The sequence below is a fragment of the Rheinheimera sp. UJ51 genome, from assembly GCF_020819615.1.
In the GTDB taxonomy this organism is placed as follows: domain Bacteria; phylum Pseudomonadota; class Gammaproteobacteria; order Enterobacterales; family Alteromonadaceae; genus Alishewanella; species Alishewanella maricola.
In genome coordinates, this window is the sequence record NZ_JAJHOG010000006.1 from 1 (window position 1) to 20,621 (window position 20,621).

Below are 20,621 nucleotides of genomic sequence, written 5' to 3' on the forward strand. Positions count from 1 at the left end.
CGCGCGGCGCTACCGCCGCCGCACTCAAACACCCGTTTTCTTAAAACCTTGGCCACCGATGATCAGTCGGCTCGCTCTAAGGGGAATAAAAGCCAGAGCGGTATTTGCTTAGCTAAATAGCTTCGGGGGCAGATATTAAGACCCCCGACAGAGCTCCCCAAAGCGAATACTGAAGAGCAATTGCAACAACTCCTGCCTTACTGATCAACAGCCACACCGCAAGGTGTGGTTATTGCACAGCCTACAATTAACCTAGGCTTATGATATTGCTTATGTTTACTCTATTTGGAGTTAGGGTGTTACTGAGATTTCTCAGTAACATGGTAAATTTAAAGTGAATTAAATGCTTGGCTGGCTGCTCAAGTTATTGATTTTAGGTGAACTGATGGGTATAAGTTTAAGTTACCTTTCGAGTATAACTCAGAGGTCCACATAATAAATGTTAGCATTACAGGAGCATTAACAAACATGAAGTTATCGATTTTATTTTTAGCGACTTTGCTGTCATTTAATTCTTTAGCTGCGGATTATCAAACCGAGATTGATGATTTCTTTAAGTTGTATCAATCTGGGAAGGTAGATGAAGCAGTTGATTCCATTTATCGAACAAATAAATACGTATCATCAATCCCAGATCAAATTAAAAATGTTAAAAATCAATTAAATGCGCTTGAAGGGCTTATAGGAGATATTAACAATATCGGTAAAGTTGATACATACGCAGTTGGTGATAACTTTGTTCATGTTACATATTTGGCCACATACGATAGGCAACCTGTTCGTTATGAGTTTCAATTTTTTAAAGTCAAAAGCGGTTGGAGAATATATTCATTTTCATTTGATGACGGCATAACCCAAGAAATAGCAACCGAAGCAAGAAAGGCCGCTTTGTCATCTCAAAAGTAATGCTAACGAGGGCCTTAAACACAGCGGCCTGCGGCCGCTGGACTCGTAACAAGTTGCTCGCCATCTAGGCGAGCGTTATGTTTCTAGGAGAATGCAGTGAAGTCTAAAATTTTAACATGGGTTGGAGTTGGTCTATTTATTATCTTAGTTTTTGTAGCGGGACTATTTAGTGGTGCTGTCTTGACGTTTCAAATGAATGGGGCTTCATATACTAAAGAACATGTAGATAATGGTCGTTTTTTTCTATATGCATTAAAAAGGCTTGAAGAAAAGAAAGACGTCGATGGCGCTATAAGTACACTGCGTAATAACTTATTTGCAAAAGTTTCAACTGTTGGCATTCAACTAGAGCTACCTACAAATAGTAGGGATAAAGAGCTTATAGAGTCTTTTTACTTTGAAGTAATTGATTACCTGAATGAACATGGTGGGCTGCATGATACTTACCAAGTTATTGAAAATGGTAAAACTATTGAAAAGCAATCAGGTTATTCAATGCTCTTGCAAGAATTTGCTGAGAAACATAAGAAGGCCATTAAATAGCGTACACGTAACAGTTGTCTCGGTTCCGCTTCGCTTCACATTTTAGCCAACTATTATTTAGCCATTTATGGTGGCGTTATGTGATGTATGCAGCAGTTAGAAAAGTTCGCGGTGAGAGCCAATGCTGCAAGTTGTAGTGTGTCATTGTTGATTCTATAGATCAGAACAAGGTCTGGTTTAATGTGGCAATCGCGAAAGCCGTGCCAGTTTCCCGTTAGGGGATGATCAACATTCTTGGGTGGTAACGTTTCACCGCGTTGTAACTGGGAATAGGCATTTTAGTGTTTTTTTAAAATCTTTTTTGACGTGTGTCGAGTATTCAAGGGTGAGCATTTGGAACCTTGCCCTCGGTCAGCTCGTTGAACTTATCATCAACAGTTACGCTTTATTTGCCTTTGCCGTCAACCAATTCTTTAATTGCAGCGGCAGTTGTTCCATTTGGTTGGCGAGCTTTAAGCTCAAAAGGTATGCCGCCATGATTGATAACTGCACGAGCAAAAAGCTTTAAAGCTTGAGATGGGCTTAGCCCGACATCATCGCAAATGTTGGTGAAAGCTACTTTTGTGTCATGATCAATGCGTGTGCTAAGCATTTCGCTTTTCATGTTAATTACTCCAGCATGTGTTGCAATGTTAGACATTGTAACACATAGTTGGAACATCACATGACAAACCGCGTCATTCACGGCTGTCGACCCTTGCTACGCTCTCGCGGGCATGCGCGGAGCGTAAGGAATAGTAAATGGGACTTAAACTTGAAGTTACAATAGAAAGCTGTTGGCGGGGTTCAATCTTAGATACTGTTTCAAAAATTGCCGAATTTGATTTAGTTGCAATGAAATCTTTTGCTGGACTATTGGGCCTTGAATTTGAAAAGTCACAATCTATTACATTAACAAATAAAGAAAAAGCTTTTGTTTGGGTAGCAAAAACTGCAGAAAATAAATATTGTTTTTCAATTAGCCACAATGAAAAAACTCTTTTAACTGTTAAAACTGAAGGTAATTTCTATGTTGAAACATATTTACCGGACGGAAAGTTTTATCAATTTAAGCTAACGGGTGAAATATAAATTCGCTATTTTACAATTTGCAAAAACTCAAATATGACAAATAGCTATGTTCAGTGGAATTCCTAACAAAGCGTTCTCGCATCGCGCACTACGTGTGCTGGACAGTTTGCGTTATAGATACATGGAAAAGTTGATTTATGATTAAGACAATTAGAGTGACTGAGAAAGATTATCTCAACTTCACTCATTACGCGTTTAAACGCCTGTGCACACCACAACCGAAGGGCGCTATAGGCTTCATCAAAAACATGGTTATTTGGTGCATTTTAACCATAGCTTTTATGTTTGTATTTCAGATTGATTCAATATCATTATCTAGGTTTCATTGGCCATCAGCGACAATAACTGCACTTCCTTTTGTAGTGTTTTTTGTCGTTTACTTTAACAATATGCATAAACTCCGTCAGTCGAGTATTCCCAATCAAAATGGCTTAATGCTTGGAGAAAAAACCATAGAGTTTGGTACTGACGGAATTACAGAAATAAACCCACTTGGAAAGTGTTTTTATAAGTGGGAAAGCGTTGAGTCTGTGGAAGATAATAGCGGTGATCTTTATATTTTCTTAGATAAGCTTTTTGCCTTAATCATCCCTGCTGCTTCTTTTTCCTCAGATACAGAAAAAGCAGAGCTCCAATCAATAGTGAAAAAATATGTATAACAAGGCGCTATTGTCGCCACTGTCGTGGCTGTGACGGCTTACGCTGTGCCAAAGCTTTGCGTTAAGCATCATATGGGGCTTTGATAGATACAGATATGAAAGACACAACATTGTTTTTCCTAAAGAACTGGCTTGAAGAAACAATTAATGGGTGTGACTGCTTTCTGCAAAATATCAACAAGCCATCCTCGTTTGAAAATTTGTTCAATAGACGCTGAATGTTTGATGAGCATGGCTATATGCCTGAAAATCTCATAGCAATAGAAAAATCCGTTACGAATGCAGAGCATTGTTAGATGAAATTATTGCACATCCAAGGTTTTAAGACGAGTAGCTTCGGTTTCAGATACCAAGACCCTTAACGTTTTCGCCGTTGGCGAGATACTTTCTTTTGCGTCGCCAAAAGAAAGTATCCAAAGAAAATGCGACCCCACTTCCGCTCGAAAGCCCGACTGCTCATGCGCTGTCCAAGGCGAAAACGTAACTCGCGCGGCGCTACCGTCGCCGCACTCAAACACCCGTTTTCTTAAAACCTTGGCCACCGATGATCAGTCGGCTCGCTCTAAGGGGAATAAAAAGCCAGAGCGGTATTTGCTTAGCTAAATAGCTTCGTAGCTTCTAGCTTCGGTAGCTTCGGGGTCAGATTCCAAGACCCTTAACTTATAGACGAAACAAAAGAAAGTTACTCGCCAACGGCGAAAAGTGGTTCACTTTTAAGTTGCTTTAATCAAATTCAAATTTGTATAGCACATCAACAGCGTTATCCAAGCCTGATACTGCTTCTAAAAACAGGCTGCGCATTAAGCGATAGCGCAGTGTAAACTGGCCAATCGGCTGAAAAATACCAATACCGTATTTTAGTTGTAAATCTCGGGTCAGATAACCACTGACGGTAACCTGTGAGTTATCACCGGCACCTTCGGTATCCAGAGTGAGATCACTGACCCCAAAAGCCTCGCCAATTTCCCCAACCAGTTTGCCACTGGAGGCGAAACTCATGCCAATTAAGCTGGTGGTAACGCTGTTGGCGGCATTGCCTGATTCACTGTCGAGATCTCGACCCATAATTAAATAGGAAAGGGCATTGGCTTGCGGTTTAGAGGGCTCGGAGAAAATACTAATCACCGGTTGATCGGCCGGACCCGTGACGCGAATACCGGCGATCACGTCATCTTCCATATTGATTGGGTTACGAATGGCTTCGACGTTTAAAAACGGCTGATCAGCGGGGCCACTAAAGGTCATTTTGCCTTGGCGGATCAATAAGTCTTGGCCATAAGCACGAAAGGTACCGTCTTTTAAGTTCACTTCACCCCGCACAGTGGGGTTAAACTGTTGTTGTTGCACACGTAAGTCACCGTTTAAACGGGTTTTTAAACCAAAGGCGGATAAATTCACCGCTTGGCCCAGTTGCACGCGAATGTCTGTTTCAATGGCAAAAGCCGCCGCTTGCTCTTCGCTGATGGGGTTTAAGCGGCGATCTAAGAGCACCAGATCGTTGGATAAGCCCACAGCATTTTGCGGCAAGCTATCAACGATAATCGTTGCACGTGGGATCTGCACTATACCGGTTATTTTACTGCGCCCTGGTGCGGCGGTGATCTGCAGATCGGGTTTTACAAACAATAAGGCTTGTGGGATCTGCAGTTTTAATTCATCCCCTTTAACTTGCACCGCTAAACGCCAATCTTCACGCTGTTGCCAATTAGCATCACCGCTTAAGGTGACGCGGCCTTCAGGGGTGTTGACGATGCCGCTTAAGCTGGCTTGTTCGCCGGTAAACTTCACTTGTAAATCGGCTTGCTCAATATCGGTTGGCGCTAATTTACCTTTAACCCGCAGATCGGCAAGGCGCAGCTCACCGGCAATTTGCGGCTCGGCTAAATCGCCGCTGATACTTAATTGGCTGGATAAGGTACCCGCCAGCTCGCTGTATTCATCCAGTAACGGCCGTAAAAAATCTAATGTCAGGTTTTGTAGGGTAATTTCACTGCGTAACGGTTTTTGTTCTTGGTTTAAATCACTGATCAAGGTTTGTGCCTGTAACACACCCTCCTTGCCAATACGCAGTTCAAGTTGGCTGCGTAGCTGATGTTGTTCGAGCGAGGCAGTGAGTGATAATGCCGACCAATCTAGGGTCACCGGCACATCCAGTTGTTGCGTAAAACTGCCCGGTTCACCGTTTAATTGTAGCGTTGCCTTGGCGGCTTGGCCTTGTTGCCAATGGGCGGCCAATTGCAGTGAAATACCGCCTTTTAAACTCGATTGATAGGGCAGTAGCGGGTTTAATTGCGCTAATTGATAATCTGCTAGCGTTAAGCTGAGGCTGATCGCTTCACGGTTTAAGGTGGTTGCTTCGGTTAAACATAAGGTGGTGGGGGCTTGCTGCCAACAATGCGCGGCCAGGCTTAATTGTTGCTTGATAATATCGACGGTAACAGGCAGCGGCGCAGTTAATTGCCAAGCGCCTGCTGGGCTGGTTAAAGCCACTTGTTGCAGCTCGGCTTGCCAAAGCTGGCGATCGGTTAAAGCACCCGATAAGTTGATATCGGTACTGAATTCATCTGCGGTCAGCGCCAATTTTAATTGATGTGCCAACTCGGTGCCGCTGAGCTCTAGCGATAATTGCTGCAAACGTTGTTGTTGATACTGCCCCTTCGTCGCGTTCAGTTTCAGTTGGCTGCGGATCGGTTGTGCCAAAGACACCTGTGCGGACACGTTCGCTTCCGCCAGTCGAAAATCTTCATAGTCGAGCTTGCTGGCATTCAGTGCGATTGAAATATCAGGCTGTTTCGCCAGGCCGCGTACTGATAAAGCACCGTTTATTGCGCCTTTTAAACCCGGGATACTCAGTGCTAATTGCGGCAGTGTGATTTCGCCATCCAATTGCCATTGTTCTGCCAGTGAACCTTGGACACTCAGCGTATTGCTGCCGTGGCTTAAGGTTAAGCCCGGTGTTGTTAGCTGCCAATCGGCGTTCGCGGGTTGGCCGGTTAGCGCTAACTCGCCCTGTAATTGCAGTGCTTGACCACGTAATGGGCCGCTCAAGTTTACTTGTGGTACGTGCAACTCAAGTTGTCCTGCTGTGTTATAGCTGCCTTGGGTTTGCAGCGAGCCTTGCAAGCGACCGGGGAAATCAGGCCAATATTGACCCGGCTGGATATCGCTTAAGGTTAGGGCTAATTGCCAGGCTATCTGCTGCTGTAAGTTGAGTAAACCTTCGGCATTGATAATGCCACCTAGGGTCGTCAATTGCAGTTGGGCAAGATCAAGTTGTTGTTGCCAATGTTGCCACTGGCCTTGCAGCAGCAGTTGACTGTCGGGCAGGTTGCTACCCGTGATGGCGCTGGCTAAGGACAGGTTTAAAGCACTTAAACGGCCAGTCACTTTTAATTGGGTGTCGTGCAACTGCATAGTCGGTGCACTTAACGGCCAGCTTAACTGGGGGCTTTGCAGGCTAAGTTGAAACGGTAAATCATCGGTTAACAACGCCAATTCGCTGTGTAACTCGGCAGTAATGGGCCCTGAAGCCAGCAATGACACCGACAGATCCGCCAGATCGCCACCGAGTGTTAACTTCAAGCGCTGTCCTGCAAAATCGCCTTGGTTTAACGTTGCATCAAGTTGTGCTTGCAGTGGGTAGTTAGGTTTGAGCTCGACATTGGCGCTGAATTGCACAGAGGCAAGCGGATGCTCGGCGCTGACATCAAGTAGCCGGACTTGTTGAGGAGTTAACTGGGCACTCAAGGTTAACTTCGCCAGTTGCTGTTGCAACGCTGCTTGCTTAAAGCTGAATTCTGTCAGTTGGAAATCTTCTATCAGGATCGACAGCGGCAGCGAAAACTCGGGTAATACCGGCGCGTGATAGCCGGTTAATGCGGCGGTTTCAGTAGGTGCTGGCGCAAGCTCAACGCTTAATTGATGCCAGCGTGTTTCGCTTAAACGCACTCGACTGCCCCAAGCAACCAAGGTGGTACTAAATGATTGCCAAGCAAGTTGCTGAGTCGGGGTATTGAGGGTGACATCTTCTAATATGATGCGGTTAATGTTAATAGGAATAGGAAGTAAAATACGCCCTGAACCGCTGGCCTCGGCGGGTGCTGCGCTTACCGTGTCTGGGTGGGTTTCTTCTAGGCTAGCGAGATCAATCCGACTACCACGCAGTTTTAATTCAGGGATACACACACGCAACTGTATGATGCAGCGTTTTTGCAGGCGAAAGGTTAGGCTTTCAAGCTGCACATCTGCCATGGCATTTTTAAAGCGAATATCCGCTAAGCTCACCCCACTTAACCAAGCGCCCTCAGTTTTGCCGATGCTTAATTCATCGACCAAGCTATCGGCTATCCACACGCTAAAACGTAACCCTGGCTGCGTAAACAACAGCAAGCTGAGTAACAGTAATACCGCTAACAAGGGCAGTACCAGTGTACGGTTTAACCAGCGGCGCACGCGCATTAGACGCTGCTCCTTTGTTCTGACCGAGTGATCATAATTCAGGCCCTAAAGAAAAATGGAGTTGGAAAGGGGAGTCAACGGCATCTAAACCCCAAGCTAAATCGATACGGACGGCGCCAATAGGCGAGGCCCAGCGCACACCAAAACCGACCCCGAGCTTCCAATCTGGGTTGTCTGTCCAAGCACTGCCATAATCGGTAAAGCCGGCTAACCACCAGTTGCCCTTTACCCGATATTGATATTCTATTGAGGCCGTTGTCATGTAACGACCACCAATCAGTTCGCCTTCATCGTTAAGAGGCGAAACAGATTCATAGGCGTAGCCACGTAAGTTGTTATCGCCACCAGCGAAAAAACGGATCGATGGCGGTAAGTTATCGATATCTTCCATCAGCACGGCACCGGCGTCTAGCCGACCGACGAAACGATGATTATTGGCAAAGGTGGTAATGTAGCCCGCTCGACCACGTAACCTGACAAAGCTAGCATCAGAGCCCCAACTGCGATCGGATACTTCCACGCCAAATAACAAGCGATCAGCGCGAGTTGGCATGCCTGAACCCGTTTGCCGGCTGCGCGAGAAACTCAAACCGGGCATAATTAAGCTGCTGGTGTCTTGTTGATCGGCTTGGGTGTAATCCTCATACAACCAGCGTAGCGATGCCGTGCGATACCAATCGTTGCTGAGCAGCCAATGCCGTTCTAATGCCAAATTAGACTCTTTTGACAAGGTATCTTGATAATCACGGTTGCGCAGGCCGTATTGTAATTGCCAGAAATCGGTGGCCACGCTTTCTAATGGCAGTTTATAGGCCGCCTGAATACTTTGCTCGGCCCCCGACAGCGCTAATTTGCTGTCTAAGCTATGACCACGCTCATTTAACCAAGGTTTTAACCAATTGAGCTTTAAGCGCGCGCCCACATCATCTGAGAAACCAATACCGGTCTCGATACTGTTGCGTTTGCGCGGTGCTAGCTCAACATCCACCGGTAAAATATGTTCGGCCACCTGATCGGTATTACCGGTGACTAAAATAGAAGAAAACCAACTGGTGTTGGCAATCGCTTGGTTTAATTCACCCAGTTGTGTTGCCAGATAAGGATCGCCCACTTTAAACGGCACTAAACTTTGTAAGCGGGCATCTTCAATTTGATTGCCTTGAAACCTCACCGGGCCAAAACGGTAACGAGGGCCACTGTCAAACGTCAGTTGTACAAAGGCTTGTTTCAGCGCCGGCGCCACTTCTAAACGAGCAAGACTAAAATTTGCCTCAAAATAGCCTTTGCGTAGGGCTAAATTTGTCAGCGCTTTTTTAAAACTGTCATAGCGGCCATGATGCACGGTTTGGCCAACTTGGGGGGCTTGTTTTAATAGTGCCAGAAAATCACTATCGTTTTGCGCTTCGCCGTTAATCAGAATATTGGCTTTGTTGATAAGCGTGGGCTCACCGGCATCCACCTGAATGAGCAGCCGACTATTTTTACCACTGTGTTGCAGTTCAATGCTGACAGTGCTGTGGTAATAGCCCAATGCTTGCAGAGCCGTGCTAATGTCATCTTCCAAGCGAGATTGAAAACGCAGTGCTGTGGAGATCTCGTCCGGTGTATAACGGTCGAGATAAAGTTTTACATTATCTTCCAGCTCGCCAGATAAACCCGTCAGGCGCAAGCTTGTTTGCGCCGTGGCAATGCTTGGCAGCAGCAACACCATTAAAAACATGATCAATCGGAACATGACTCTCCTGTGAGTTTGTCGGTTAGCCAACGTTAGGTCGTTAGCAGCAAAAAACCGAACTTCTTAAGTTAAGTGTACCTTATCGCCAGCATGGCGGCAGTAAAGAGCAGGCTAACTGCTGAAATATTCTGCAATAAATCAAGCTAAAGTTAGGGCTTGTTGACGTTTGCTGTTTAGATTTTGTTCGTTTGGCGATGTTTTGCTCGCGAAACGAGGAGTGCAGTTTAGTTATTCTAAATAAACGACGAGTGACAAAGAGCAAAGCATCGCCAGACGAACCCTTCGGGCAGCGTGTGGCTGGCATTTCTACTACGTTATCGCTTGTTTATGTAGAATAACTACACGGCACAAGCTCTGCCTTGTATAAATATCAGCCACTCAGCTGCAAAAATAACCATCAAACGTCAACAAGCCCTAAACTTGGCATCACCTCTGACCAGCAAGTTTGTTATACTGAGCCACAAAAGTGACAAAGGTTCACAATTACACAAGGTGGCGCGATGAAAAACATAGTGATCAGCGGCTCTGGCTTATTTACGCCAGAACTAACCATTAGTAATGAAGAATTGGTGCAAAGTTATAATCAGTATGCCGATCAATATAATGCGGAACATGCTGAAGCGATTGCCGCAGGCGAGTTAGCGGCACTGGCGTATTCTAGTTGCGAGTTTATTGAAAAAGCCTCGGGCATTAAATCGCGACATGTGTTGTATAAAGATGGCATTTTAGATCCTGCCGTGATGCGGCCTATTTTTCAAAAACGTGGTGAAGAGCAGATGCCAGAAATGGTTGAAATGGCGTTGTTTGCCGCGCATCAAGCCTTAGTTCAAGCAAATAAAACACCGGCAGATATCGATTTAATTATTTGTGCGGCGTCGAACATGCAGCGCCCTTATCCGGCTTTATCGATAGAGCTGCAACAGCAGCTAGGAGCGGGCGGTTATGCTTTTGATATGAATGTTGCCTGTTCTTCTGCCACCTTTGCCATTAGTAATGCTGCCAATGCAATTCGCGGTGGCACGGCGAAAACTGTACTGGTGGTCAACCCCGAGTTTGCTTCGCCACAAGTCGATTATCGTAATCGCGATAGCCACTTTATTTTTGGTGATGTGTGTACTGCAACCATTATTGAAGCGGAAGAAACCGCAAATAGCCCATACGCTTTTCGTATCTTAGGCATGCGCCTGAAAACTGAATTCTCTAATAATATTCGTTGTGATATTGGCTACACCGAGCATTGCTTTGATCAGCATGATGCCAGTACGCCTTTTTTCAAACAACAAGGGCGCAAAGTCTTTAAAGAGTTATTGCCGATTGTCGCCGATGTCATTTTAGATGAGCTTGCGGCGCAGCACATTGCGCCAACTGAGCTTAAACGGCTGTGGTTACATCAAGCCAATATCAATATGAATATTTTCGCTGCGCGGAAAATTTTAGGGCGCGAGCCTTTACCTGAAGAAGCGCCGTTAGTGTTAGATACTTATGCCAATACGGCTTCAGCAGGGTCGATTATTGCTTTTCATTTGCATCAACAAGGATTGGATACGGGTGACAAAGCCATTTTATGCTCATTTGGCGCCGGATACTCTGTTGGCTGTTTAGTTTTAGAAAAGTGCTAACGCAGCGCAAAAGCAACAATAAAGGTTAATTTATCACTTAAATTGAACGCCTGACGCTATGAAAAATAAGGGGCGAAATGCCCCTTGTTAATTAAATTTTTAATACTGAGTTCTGATCATGCGACATATCGCTTTGTGCAAAGCCATCTGCTTCATCGTCATTTAACCAAGTGGTACCATCGATAAGATAACGAAATTGGTATTCGCTATCTTTGGGTAACGTAATACTGGCACTGAAATCACCGGCTTTACTCTTCTTCATCAAAAGGGCTGCAGGATCCCAATCGTTGAACTCCCCTAACAAAGCAACCTGTGTAGCATCAGGCAGGCGAGCAGCTGCCAACTTAAAGGTCACTTTGCAAGCGGGTTTGGTTTTCAAATACTGCTTACTAATGCTCATTGCACACTCCTGTTGCGGCTTAGGGATTATACCAAATTGATACCAAGCATCATGTTTGGTACCTCATAACCCTAACGCAATGTAACGATTTTGCCAATGCCTAAAAATTAAGCATGGCAGGTTTTTTGGCATCATTAGTTTGTAACAAAATATTTTTTGCATTCAGGCGTAATAATACGGCTTTCCTAAATCGAGCCGCCACACTCTGCCTGGCTATCAGCGCTAAGCCCTTTGTATTAGCGCTTTTGCTTGTAACAGCGTTTTTTAAGGTATTAGCGACACGGGTTGGCGGCGTATTTTTATCGATACAAAAATTAACAGACCAATGCAACGATCTGTCGTAATTCTGCGTATGATGGCAAATAGCAAATTCTTATTAAACTCAGGATCACCTTATGTCTTCAAAATTTATGCGGGTCGGTTTGCCGATCATCATACTGGTACTCGCCATTGCCTCGGCTTACGGTTTGTCAAAGTTGCGTAAACCCCCAGCCAAGGTGGCAGAGCAGCGTTTAGCTTTATTAGTGAATGCCGCTGAGTTACCTGCCGAAGACATTACTTATAAAATTGCTTCGCAAGGTACAGTAACGCCAAAGCTTGAAACAACCCTGATCTCTGAAGTTACCGGGCGTATTGTCGCGGTCTCAGAGCAATTTGTGGTGGGCGGTTTTTTTGAAAAAGGCGACTTGTTATTTCAAGTGGATCCGGCCGATTACGAAACTGCAGTCAAGGCGGCGCAAGCCTCATTGGCGGGTGCCAAGGCACAGCTAGAAGAAGAAAAAGCCCGTGGCCGCGTGGCTGAAACCGAATGGCGCTCTTTTACCGAAGGCAAAGCCCCGGCGTTAGGTTTGCGCCAACCGCAATTGGCCAGTGCCTTAGCCAGCGTGCAAGCAGCCGAAGCCGAAGTAGAGCGGGCACAGCGTGATCTTGACAGAACACAGATCCGAGCGCCTTATGCCGGTATGGTGAATAGCCGCAGCGCCAACTTAGGGCAATTTATCACTCGCGGCTCTCAGTTAGGGATGATTTACGGCACTGAGATTGCCGAAATTCGTTTACCACTAACGGATACCGATTTTGGTTTTTTACCGCCAGCCAATAAGCAACAAAGCTTGTCTATTCCGGTGAGCTTAAGCACTGTGGTAGCAGGTCAGCCGCAGCAATGGCAAGCCACTATCGTGCGTACCGAAGGGGTATTGGATGAGCGCAGCCGCGTGATCTATGCCGTGGCAGAAGTCGCTGATCCCTATCAGCGGCAAAATGCCGCCGGCCAGCCGCTGCAATTTGGTCGTTTTGTACAAGCGGAAATCAGTGGTATTGCCGCATCACAAGTGGTCAAAGTGGCACGGCATTTACTGCAAGCGGGAAATCGGGTGTTAATTGTTGATGAGCAAAACACTTTGCAATTTCGCCAAGTTAACCTAGCACGCGCTGATGCTAATTTTGCCTATATCAATGCGGGCTTTATGCCGAACGATCGTTTAGTGGTATCACCGGTCACCAATCCGATTGGTGGTACTGTGGTGCGCGTGGCGGGTGATACGCCCAAGGATGCGTCAGATAATGATTCGCCTGCGATAACAACCGAGCAACTCGCAAGCGCAACTGAGGCAACCGGCAATGAATAAAGAAACGGGTATTATTGCTTGGTTTGCTCGCAATAGCGTAGCGGCCAATTTATTGATGATTATTTTGCTGCTCGCGGGTGTTGCGGCGGTTTTAACCATTAAAAAACAAGCTTTTCCAGAAATTCAGCTAGAGCAAGTGAATATTCGAGTGCCTTATTTAGGTGCTGCGCCACAAGAAGTGGAAAGTGGCGTTATTGATAAAATCGAAGAGAGCATTCGGGGCGTTAACGGTATCAAACGTATTCGCTCAACGGCGGTTGAAGGTTTAGGCACGGTTGTGGCGGAAATTGCCTCGGGTTATGACATTACCGAGGTAATGGAAGAGATTAAAACGCAGGTTAACTCGATTTCCACTTTGCCAGAGCAAACCGAGCGGCCATTAGTCTATCGGATTCGCTTTCAAAGTAATGTGATGTTTCTATCACTCTATGGTGCAGCCTCAGAGGCGGCATTAAAAGAACTGGCGAAAACCATTCGCGATGAAATTAAAAAACAGCCGGGTGTGAGTAAGGTTGATGTCATTTCAGCTCGAAACTACGAAATCTCTGTAGAGATCCCTGAATCACGCTTGCGTGAATACGGTTTAACCTTTGATCAAGTGGTCAGTGCCATTCGCGGCAGCTCGGTCGATTTACCCGGTGGTTCAATTCGTTCAGAAAGCGGCAATATTTTGCTGCGCACCAAAGGCCAGGCTTACGATCAAAACGATTTCGACAACATTGTTCTGGTGAAATACCCTGATGGTACTCGCTTAACATTAAGTGATATCGCGACAGTGACCGATGGTTTTATTGAACGCGCCAGTTTAGCGACTTTTAATGGTCAAAATAGCGTAACGGTGCGCATTGATGCGGTAGGTGAAGACGACACCCTACAAATTGCTGAAACAGTTAAAAAATACGTTGAAACTAAGCGTAATGAGCTGCCACCGAGTATCTCGTTAGATTATTGGGGTGATTCGAGTTATTACTTACAAGGTCGCCTGGATTTAATGACCAGCAACCTGCTGTATGGCGTGTTATTGGTGCTGCTGGCGCTCACGCTGTTCTTAGAATTCCGCATTGCTTTTTGGGTGATGGTGGGTATTCCAATCTGTTTCTTGGGTGCCTTGGCCATGTTACCGCTGCCCTTTTTTGATGTGTCCATCAATATGATCAGCTTATTTGGTTTTATCTTGGTGCTGGGGATAGTGGTCGATGATGCGATTATCATCGGCGAAAGCGCCTATACCGAAATTGAAAAACGCGGCAAGTCAACCGAAGCGGTCATTGCCGGTGCTAAAAAAGTGGCGATGCCAGCCACCTTCGGGGTGTTAACCACGGTAGCTGCCTTTGTGCCAATGTTATTGGTTGGCGGCGCCCAATCGGCTATTTGGGGCTCGATTGCTTGGGTTGTGGTGTTGTGTTTATTGTTTTCGATTGTGGAATCTAAGCTGATTTTACCGGCGCACATTGCCAATATGGACACCAAACCTTGGGATCCCGATAAAGGCGGTATTTATGCCTTAGGTCGTTTTGGTAGCAATACCCTGAAAAAAATCCGTGGCGCGGTCACTCGCCACTTAAACCACTTTATTCAACAGAAATACCGGCCTTTTATTGAGAAGTGCATCGAATTTCGCTATTTAACCATGGCGGTATTTTTTGCCTTGTTGATTTTAATGTTTGGGGTCATTTCGGCCGGTTTTGTGCGTTGGGTGTTTTTCCCTGATGTGCCGAATGATTTCTTACGCGCCACGGTGCAAATGGAAGAGGGCGCATCTAACGAAGCAACGGTGCTCGCCATGAAAGAAATTGAAGCAGCGTTAATGCGGGTAGATAAAGAGCTGTTAGCAGAAGGCGAAGATTTAGTTGTTAAACATCGTTTAGTTTTTCTCAGTAGCGATACTTCAGGGCAACTGCAAGTTGAACTGGATAAAAGTGAAGGTCGCGAAGTGGACAGCAACGAAATTGGTCGGCGCTGGCGTGAACAGATCCCGGAAATTCCAGGCTTAAAAACCTTTAAACTCAGTAGTTCTGGTTTTGGTGGCGGGGCTGACATTGCGCTGCAATTACGCGGTAGTAATTTGGCTAATTTGCAATTAGCCACTGCAGAATTAAAAGAGCGTTTAGCTACTTATGAAGGGGTCTTTGATATCGAAGATAACTTGCTCGGCGGCAACGATGAAATTGTGCTGGCGCTGAAGCCCGAGGCCGATGTGTTAGGCATTACTTTAGCTGATTTAGCGCGTCAGGTGCGCTATGGTTTTTATGGTGCAGAAGCGCAGCGTATTCAGCGCAATGGCGAAGAAATTAAAGTGATGGTGCGCTACCCACAAGAAGAGCGTCGTTCGATTGGTGATTTAGAGAATATGCGTGTGCGCACCGCTAACGGCGGCGAAGTGCCATTCTCACAAATTGCCAGTTACACCTTGCAACCCAGCTTTAGTGCCATCAACCGGGTTAATGGTGAACGAGCCGTTACCGTTACAGCGGCGGCTGACAAAGCCCGCATTGAACCGGGTAAAGTGGTCGCCGAAGTGCGTAAGACCCTTATTAAAGAGCTAGAACAAAAATACCCAGGTGTCACCGGTGAGCTCGATGGCGCAAGTCAGGATGAAGTGGATGCTATCCGCGATTTATTAATTGCCGGTGCCTTTGCCTTGTTCTGTATTTATGCCTTGATGGCGGTACCGCTGAAATCTTATGCCCAGCCTTTGATTATTATGAGTGTGATCCCCTTTGGTTTAGTCGGTGCGTTAATCGGCCACATGTTGTTGGGGTTAAGCTTGAGTATCATGTCCGTATTTGGTTTGGTCGCGCTGGCCGGGGTTGTGGTGAACGACAGTTTGATTATGGTTGACTTTGTGAACCGGGCAAGGGCAGAAGGTATCGCGATTAAGCAAGCGGTGGTCGAAGCCGGTACGCAGCGTTTTCGCGCCATTTTGCTGACGTCATTAACCACCTTTGTGGGTTTAGTGCCGATTGTGTTTGAGCGCAGCTTACAAGCAAAAATTGTGGTGCCTATGGCGGTGTCGTTGGCTTTTGGTATTTTGTTCGCTACGGTGATTACCTTAGTGTTGATCCCGGCGCTATATGTGATGCTAGAAGATGCTAAAAAGCATGTACCAAAGTGGTTCCGTAACTTTATGCAGGAGTTTGGCCGTTATGCCGATTGGCGGGGTTTAACGGAACGCAAAGCATATGTGCATTTTTATATGCTGCATCTGGTGATGATTGTCGTGTTCTTAATCATTGATGCCATTTTACGCACGAAAGGCATGGTCGCTTTGACCTATATGTTGTTTATGTATTTGCCGGTAACCGCCGCCACAGTTCGTCGTTTACGCAATATAGGCTGGAATCCGTGGTGGGTGCTTGTTAGTTTTATTCCGACTATGGGTAGGCTGTTGGTGTTCGTGATTTGTGCCATGCCTAGTCGGCAAGAAAAACATCAGGCATCTTTAGTGACCAGCCAGTAATCAGCCCAAGGAGCGTGGCATGACACTATGGCAAATTCTGACAGCGGCCATGCCGCTGCTCAGTGTATTTATCTTATTGGTGTTATTTCGCCTGCCAGCAAAGCAGGCGATGCCGCTGAGTTTACTGCTTAGCGCGCTATTGGCTTATAGCGTGTGGCAGATGCCGTTACAGCAATTGAGCGCTGCCGTGTTAGAAGGCTTAGTGATTGCCGCGACCATTATTTGGATCATCTTTGGCGCTATTTTACTGCTCAATGTGTTGAAGCGTAGTGGCGCTTTAGAGGTCATCAAAAAGGGTTTTAGTCAGATCTCGGCCGACAAACGCGTACAACTGATCATTATTGCTTGGCTATTTGGCAGCTTTTTAGAAGGTGCCGCCGGTTTTGGTACCCCGGCTGCCATTGCTGCACCCTTACTCGTCGCTTTGGGTTTTCCACCGCTAGCGGCCGTGGTGTTGGCACTGATTGCCGATTCCAGTGCCGTGTCTTTCGGCGCAGTGGGTACGCCGGTGTTAGTGGGGATTGCGCAAGGTGTTCCCGGCACCTCCTCCAGCGAATTACAGCAGATAGCCCTTATTGCGATTAGTATTGATATTATGGTGGCCTCTTGGCTACCGCTGTTGATGTGTGTGCTGTATACCCGTTTTTTCAGTACGCCTGCCAGTTGGCGCGCCGGTTTTGTTATGGCGCCGTTTGCCCTGTTTTCCGGCTTAGCCTTTACTGTGCCAGCTTATTGGGTGGCGTGGGCGTTTGGTCCAGAGTTTCCCTCTGTATTAGGTGCCTTAGTGGGCTTAGCTTTGGTTTGCACTGCCGCCAAGTACCGTTTTTTACTGCCGAGCGTATTAGCTAATTCTTCTGTAGCAACAGAGCCAAGCATTGCACCCACCTTAAGTCTTTGGCGTGCCTGGTTACCCTATCTGATGGTAGCGTTGTTGTTGGTGCTTAGCCGCGTGCCGGCTTTACCCTTTAAAAGCGGGTTACAACAAGTGAGTTGGCAATGGCAGGGTATTATCGGTTCCAGCTTAAATGTTAGCGTTGCGCCCTTGTATTTACCGGGTACAATTTTTGTGATCACGGCCATTTTAGCCTGTTTTATGTTGGCGGCACCGCGCCAGACGTTGCACCATGCCTTTAAAGACAGTAGCAAGATGTTGCTTCCTTCCGTTATTGCCTTGGCCGCTGCCGTGCCCATGGTGCGGATCTTTTTACACTCTGATTTGAATGACGCGGGTTTGCCGGCGATGCCGATGGCATTAGCCCAGCTAGCCGCAGGCAGTTTAGCTGAGAGTTGGTTATGGCTAGCGCCTTTTGTTGGTGCCTTAGGCTCCTTTATCGCAGGCTCTGCAACCTTTTCTAATCTGATGTTTGGCAGTTTTCAGCACGCCATGGCAATAGAAGCTGACGTGAGTAGCCAGTTGGTGCTGGCCTTACAAATGCTTGGCGCCAATGCCGGGAATATGATTTGTGTGGTGAACGTGGTGGCGGCGGCCAGTGTGGTTAATTTAAATGGCCGTGAAGGTGAGATCATCCGCTATACCCTGTGGCCAATGCTGTTTTATTGCTTAGGTGCGGTGCTGGTGGCAAACTGGTTTTTCAACTAAGCTCAAAGAAAAGGATGAAGTATGCAAATAGTCTTTCGAGCGCATGAAATAATCGAAGCACATATCGTCGCCGGTATGCTACAAGCTCATGATATTGCCGCTCATGTTGGTGGTCATTATTTACAAGGCGCTATTGGCGATATTGGCACCATGGGCTTTGCGAATGTGTTTGTGGCTGATGAAGATATGCCACGGGCCGAGCAGTTATTAAAAGATTATCAAGCGGCAGAAATCGTTGAGCCTACTGCAGCAGACTGGGATGAAACAGGTTTGCAAGGCGCTAAATAACACCAGACGGTTTAAGATGCATAAATTAAGCCGCGACAACCGGCTGGTAATCTATCAGTGTATGGCATGGGCCGCCGTTATCGCGTTTTAGTAACGAACGCTCAGATGAACAAGGACGTTAGTAGTAAAATGAAAAAGTTAAGTACGATACCATCGGCTGTGAAGGCTAAGCCTTTTTACCAACAACCGCGCATCATGTTTGCAATCTGGTTGTTTTTGAGCATCCTATATTTAGCGTATCGCTATATAACTGACCAGTTTTGGCTGGTCGAGACATTTTATGGTTTGTTGTGGCTCAGCTATCCTTTTTGGTTACCACAATTATTTAAAGGGCCTAAGCCATTAGTCATCAGCGATCCGAGGAATTATGTGCGCTTTAATGCTGAGCAAATGCTGATTGGCGAGGCGAATATAGAAATAAAGAAAGTACAAAAAGTTGCGCTAGATGTTGTGGAGCAGCAAGTGTATTTTTCGTTACCTTTTAATAGCAACAAATTACCGAGCTTTGTATTTGCTGTAGAACAGCTTGAAGATTTTAAAGCGCACTTGGTTAAGGGGTTAGGCAAGATTGATTATGTTTAATCTGCTTAGCAAAGTCAGTGAGACCTAGGCCTTACTGACTTCACTTGCACAAGCAGGGATATTAAAAAGCCATTAACACTCAATAATATTAACCGCTAAACCACCACGTGATGTTTCTTTGTACTTGGTTTGCATATCTTTACCCGTATCCCACATGGTTTTAATCACTTTATCTAACGAGACTTTGTGATCGCCACTACCACGGATCGCCAGGCGTGAAGCGTTAATGGCTTTAATGGCGCCCATCGCGTTACGTTCAATGCAAGGTACTTGCACTAAACCCCCGACCGGATCGCAAGTTAGCCCTAGATTATGCTCCATACCAATTTCGGCGGCGTTTTCGACATGTGAGGGGCTACCGCCAAGAATTTCCGTTAAGGCGGCGGCGGCCATGGAACACGCAACCCCAACTTCGCCCTGGCAGCCAACCTCTGCGCCAGAAATTGAGGCATTTTTCTTATACAAAATGCCAATGGCCGCTGCGGTTAACAAATAACGCGAGGCGATTTCTGGGGTTACCGGTTGAATAAATTTATCGTAGTACATCAACACTGCGGGGATAATGCCAGCAGCACCATTGGTCGGCGCCGTTACAACACGGCCACCGGCGGCGTTTTCTTCGTTCACCGCTAAAGCAAACAGGTTAACCCAGTCCATCACTTGCAGCGGATCATTGCTTTTTTCAGCGATTAAACGTTTATAAAGCCCTGGCGCGCGCCGCCGCACTTTCAGGCCGCCGGGTAAAATGCCTTCAGTTCGAATACCCCGTTCGATACAGGCACGCATCGTTAACCAGATATTATTTAACTCACTTTCAATTTGCTGGGTGCTGCGCAGTACTTTTTCGTTTTCTTGCATTAAACCGGCAATACAGAAACCGTGTTCTTTACATAGCGCGAGTAATTCGGCACCAGATTCAAACGGAAAGGGGGGCGGGTTATCGGCGGCAAATTGGCTAGCCGCTTCTTTTTCTTTGGCAAAATCGCTGGCTTTAACAATAAAGCCACCGCCAATCGAAAAGTAGATTTCGCGCAGCAAGACATTTTTCTCGGCATCAAAAGCAATCAGCTCCATGCCGTTAGAGTGCTCTTTTAACGTTTTACGCCGATGAAACATAATGGCGCCTTCGCGGGCAAAACTGACCGAGTGTTGCTGTGCCAATTGTAAACGTTGGCTGTCGTGTACTTGTTTTAAAATACCGTCAACGGCATCAGGATCAATGGTTTCTGGCAGATAGCCCGATAAGCCTAAAATAACGGCTTTGCCGGTGCCATGGCCAATACCGGTTTGGCCAAGTGAGCCATAAAGCTCTACTTTTACACTGGCTACCTGAGGTAGCATCTCATTTTGTGCTAAGTCTTCGGTAAACTTTTTAGCGGCGCGCATCGGGCCAACCGTGTGTGAGCTAGAGGGGCCGATACCGATACTAAACATATCAAATGCACTGATAATCATAATAAATCTACTTCTGAATTCTCATTGGCTGACGAACAGAGGGCAGGGCTAGCGTGTGGGCAAATCCTTGCACCCGGCCGTTTCCATTTTGGTTTATGCAGGGGTGTTGTTCAGGCCATTGTAGCTGAAGCACCGACAGACTGTAAGCCGCGAGCCGGTGAGCAGACCTGTCGTCTCTGAGTTTGCCGAAGCAAATAGTACGCTGGTGTATTGAAAA

16 protein-coding genes and 1 pseudogene are annotated in these 20,621 nt (G+C 46.4%); 10 read left to right on the top strand and 7 right to left on the bottom strand.

Translation table 11 applies throughout. The features are described 5' to 3' along the window. Positions 1–468: 468 nt before the first annotated feature. Complete coding sequence (locus LMJ53_RS09295; RefSeq protein ID WP_229585805.1) at positions 469–906, top strand: hypothetical protein; 438 nt, start codon at positions 469–471, stop codon at positions 904–906. A gap of 96 nt (positions 907–1,002) precedes the next feature. Continuing rightward, a complete protein-coding gene (locus tag LMJ53_RS09300; RefSeq protein ID WP_229585806.1) occupies positions 1,003–1,449 on the top strand; it encodes a hypothetical protein in 447 nt (148 codons plus the stop codon). A 96-nt stretch (positions 1,450–1,545) separates the two neighbouring features. Here LMJ53_RS09300 and LMJ53_RS17010 read toward each other — a convergent pair. Both LMJ53_RS17010 and LMJ53_RS09310 read right to left on the bottom strand, forming a co-directional pair. Continuing rightward, positions 1,546–1,685, bottom strand: a pseudogene (locus LMJ53_RS17010) (type II toxin-antitoxin system YafQ family toxin); the annotation flags it as partial. Positions 1,686–1,834: 149 nt separating this feature from the next. Continuing rightward, complete coding sequence (locus LMJ53_RS09310; RefSeq protein WP_229585807.1) at positions 1,835–2,053, bottom strand: type II toxin-antitoxin system RelB/DinJ family antitoxin; 219 nt, start codon at positions 2,051–2,053, stop codon at positions 1,835–1,837. A 137-nt stretch (positions 2,054–2,190) separates the two neighbouring features. On the opposite strand from LMJ53_RS09310, the gene LMJ53_RS09315 reads away from it, so the two are divergent. Further along, a complete protein-coding gene (locus LMJ53_RS09315; protein WP_229585808.1) occupies positions 2,191–2,520 on the top strand; it encodes a hypothetical protein in 330 nt (109 codons plus the stop codon). 137 nt (positions 2,521–2,657) lie between these two features. Then, the gene (locus LMJ53_RS09320) at positions 2,658–3,179 is read left to right on the top strand and encodes a YcxB family protein (protein WP_229585809.1); all 522 of its coding nucleotides are present in this window, start codon (positions 2,658–2,660) and stop codon (positions 3,177–3,179) included. Positions 3,180–3,481: 302 nt separating this feature from the next. Here the strand turns inward: LMJ53_RS09320 and LMJ53_RS09325 are convergent, their stop codons facing one another. The 3 genes from LMJ53_RS09325 to LMJ53_RS09335 all read right to left on the bottom strand — a co-directional run bounded on the left by LMJ53_RS09325 (position 3,482) and on the right by LMJ53_RS09335 (position 9,372). Continuing rightward, the gene (locus LMJ53_RS09325; RefSeq protein ID WP_229585810.1) at positions 3,482–3,697 is read right to left on the bottom strand and encodes a hypothetical protein; all 216 of its coding nucleotides are present in this window, start codon (positions 3,695–3,697) and stop codon (positions 3,482–3,484) included. Between the two features lie 205 nt (positions 3,698–3,902). Then, entirely contained in the window at positions 3,903–7,637 is a 3,735-nt protein-coding gene (locus tag LMJ53_RS09330) for a translocation/assembly module TamB domain-containing protein (RefSeq protein WP_229585811.1), read from the bottom strand. 31 nt (positions 7,638–7,668) lie between these two features. Beyond that, positions 7,669–9,372: an autotransporter assembly complex protein TamA gene (locus LMJ53_RS09335; protein WP_229585812.1), complete on the bottom strand. Its 1,704-nt coding sequence runs from the start codon at positions 9,370–9,372 to the stop codon at positions 7,669–7,671. Between the two features lie 500 nt (positions 9,373–9,872). On the opposite strand from LMJ53_RS09335, the gene LMJ53_RS09340 reads away from it, so the two are divergent. Further along, positions 9,873–10,991 (top strand): beta-ketoacyl-ACP synthase III, encoded by a 1,119-nt coding sequence (locus LMJ53_RS09340; protein ID WP_229585813.1) that lies wholly within the window; start codon positions 9,873–9,875, stop codon positions 10,989–10,991. Between the two features lie 91 nt (positions 10,992–11,082). Here LMJ53_RS09340 and LMJ53_RS09345 read toward each other — a convergent pair whose 3' ends face one another. Further along, complete coding sequence (locus LMJ53_RS09345) at positions 11,083–11,391, bottom strand: isoamylase early set domain-containing protein (RefSeq protein WP_229585814.1); 309 nt, start codon at positions 11,389–11,391, stop codon at positions 11,083–11,085. Positions 11,392–11,786: 395 nt separating this feature from the next. Here LMJ53_RS09345 and LMJ53_RS09350 point away from each other — a divergent pair, with 395 nt between their 5' ends. The 5 genes from LMJ53_RS09350 to LMJ53_RS09370 all read left to right on the top strand — a co-directional run bounded on the left by LMJ53_RS09350 (position 11,787) and on the right by LMJ53_RS09370 (position 18,949). Continuing rightward, on the top strand, positions 11,787–13,019 hold the full coding sequence (locus LMJ53_RS09350; protein WP_229585815.1) for an efflux RND transporter periplasmic adaptor subunit: 1,233 nt from the start codon (positions 11,787–11,789) through the stop codon (positions 13,017–13,019). Further along, on the top strand, positions 13,012–16,479 hold the full coding sequence (locus tag LMJ53_RS09355) for an efflux RND transporter permease subunit (protein ID WP_229585816.1): 3,468 nt from the start codon (positions 13,012–13,014) through the stop codon (positions 16,477–16,479). Before LMJ53_RS09350 ends, LMJ53_RS09355 begins: the two co-directional genes overlap by 8 nt. Before the next feature lie 19 nt (positions 16,480–16,498). Then, positions 16,499–18,079, top strand: a complete 1,581-nt coding sequence (locus tag LMJ53_RS09360) for an L-lactate permease (protein ID WP_229585817.1) — start codon at positions 16,499–16,501, stop codon at positions 18,077–18,079. 21 nt (positions 18,080–18,100) lie between these two features. Next, positions 18,101–18,367, top strand: a complete 267-nt coding sequence (locus LMJ53_RS09365) for a DUF2007 domain-containing protein (RefSeq protein ID WP_229585818.1) — start codon at positions 18,101–18,103, stop codon at positions 18,365–18,367. A gap of 216 nt (positions 18,368–18,583) precedes the next feature. Further along, on the top strand, positions 18,584–18,949 hold the full coding sequence (locus LMJ53_RS09370; protein WP_229585819.1) for a hypothetical protein: 366 nt from the start codon (positions 18,584–18,586) through the stop codon (positions 18,947–18,949). 72 nt (positions 18,950–19,021) lie between these two features. On the opposite strand, the gene LMJ53_RS09375 is transcribed toward LMJ53_RS09370, so the two are convergent. Then, positions 19,022–20,404 carry an L-serine ammonia-lyase gene (locus LMJ53_RS09375; RefSeq protein ID WP_267867489.1) on the bottom strand — a complete coding sequence of 461 codons (1,383 nt, stop codon included), beginning with the start codon at positions 20,402–20,404 and terminating at the stop codon, positions 19,022–19,024. Positions 20,405–20,621: the final 217 nt, after the last annotated feature.

What these genes read in the sequence shown, in the direction of transcription:
- LMJ53_RS09295 (WP_229585805.1), top strand. Translation starts at nt 469, where the DNA reads ATGAAGTTATCGATTTTATTTTTAGCGACTTTGCTGTCATTTAATTCT.
- LMJ53_RS09310 (WP_229585807.1), bottom strand. Translation starts at nt 2,053, where the DNA reads ATGAAAAGCGAAATGCTTAGCACACGCATTGATCATGACACAAAAGTA.
- LMJ53_RS09315 (WP_229585808.1), top strand. Translation starts at nt 2,191, where the DNA reads ATGGGACTTAAACTTGAAGTTACAATAGAAAGCTGTTGGCGGGGTTCA.
- LMJ53_RS09320 (WP_229585809.1), top strand. Translation starts at nt 2,658, where the DNA reads ATGATTAAGACAATTAGAGTGACTGAGAAAGATTATCTCAACTTCACT.
- LMJ53_RS09330 (WP_229585811.1), bottom strand. Translation starts at nt 7,637, where the DNA reads ATGCGCGTGCGCCGCTGGTTAAACCGTACACTGGTACTGCCCTTGTTA.
- LMJ53_RS09335 (WP_229585812.1), bottom strand. Translation starts at nt 9,372, where the DNA reads ATGTTCCGATTGATCATGTTTTTAATGGTGTTGCTGCTGCCAAGCATT.
- LMJ53_RS09340 (WP_229585813.1), top strand. Translation starts at nt 9,873, where the DNA reads ATGAAAAACATAGTGATCAGCGGCTCTGGCTTATTTACGCCAGAACTA.
- LMJ53_RS09345 (WP_229585814.1), bottom strand. Translation starts at nt 11,391, where the DNA reads ATGAGCATTAGTAAGCAGTATTTGAAAACCAAACCCGCTTGCAAAGTG.
- LMJ53_RS09350 (WP_229585815.1), top strand. Translation starts at nt 11,787, where the DNA reads ATGTCTTCAAAATTTATGCGGGTCGGTTTGCCGATCATCATACTGGTA.
- LMJ53_RS09355 (WP_229585816.1), top strand. Translation starts at nt 13,012, where the DNA reads ATGAATAAAGAAACGGGTATTATTGCTTGGTTTGCTCGCAATAGCGTA.
- LMJ53_RS09360 (WP_229585817.1), top strand. Translation starts at nt 16,499, where the DNA reads ATGACACTATGGCAAATTCTGACAGCGGCCATGCCGCTGCTCAGTGTA.
- LMJ53_RS09365 (WP_229585818.1), top strand. Translation starts at nt 18,101, where the DNA reads ATGCAAATAGTCTTTCGAGCGCATGAAATAATCGAAGCACATATCGTC.
- LMJ53_RS09375 (WP_267867489.1), bottom strand. Translation starts at nt 20,404, where the DNA reads ATGATTATCAGTGCATTTGATATGTTTAGTATCGGTATCGGCCCCTCT.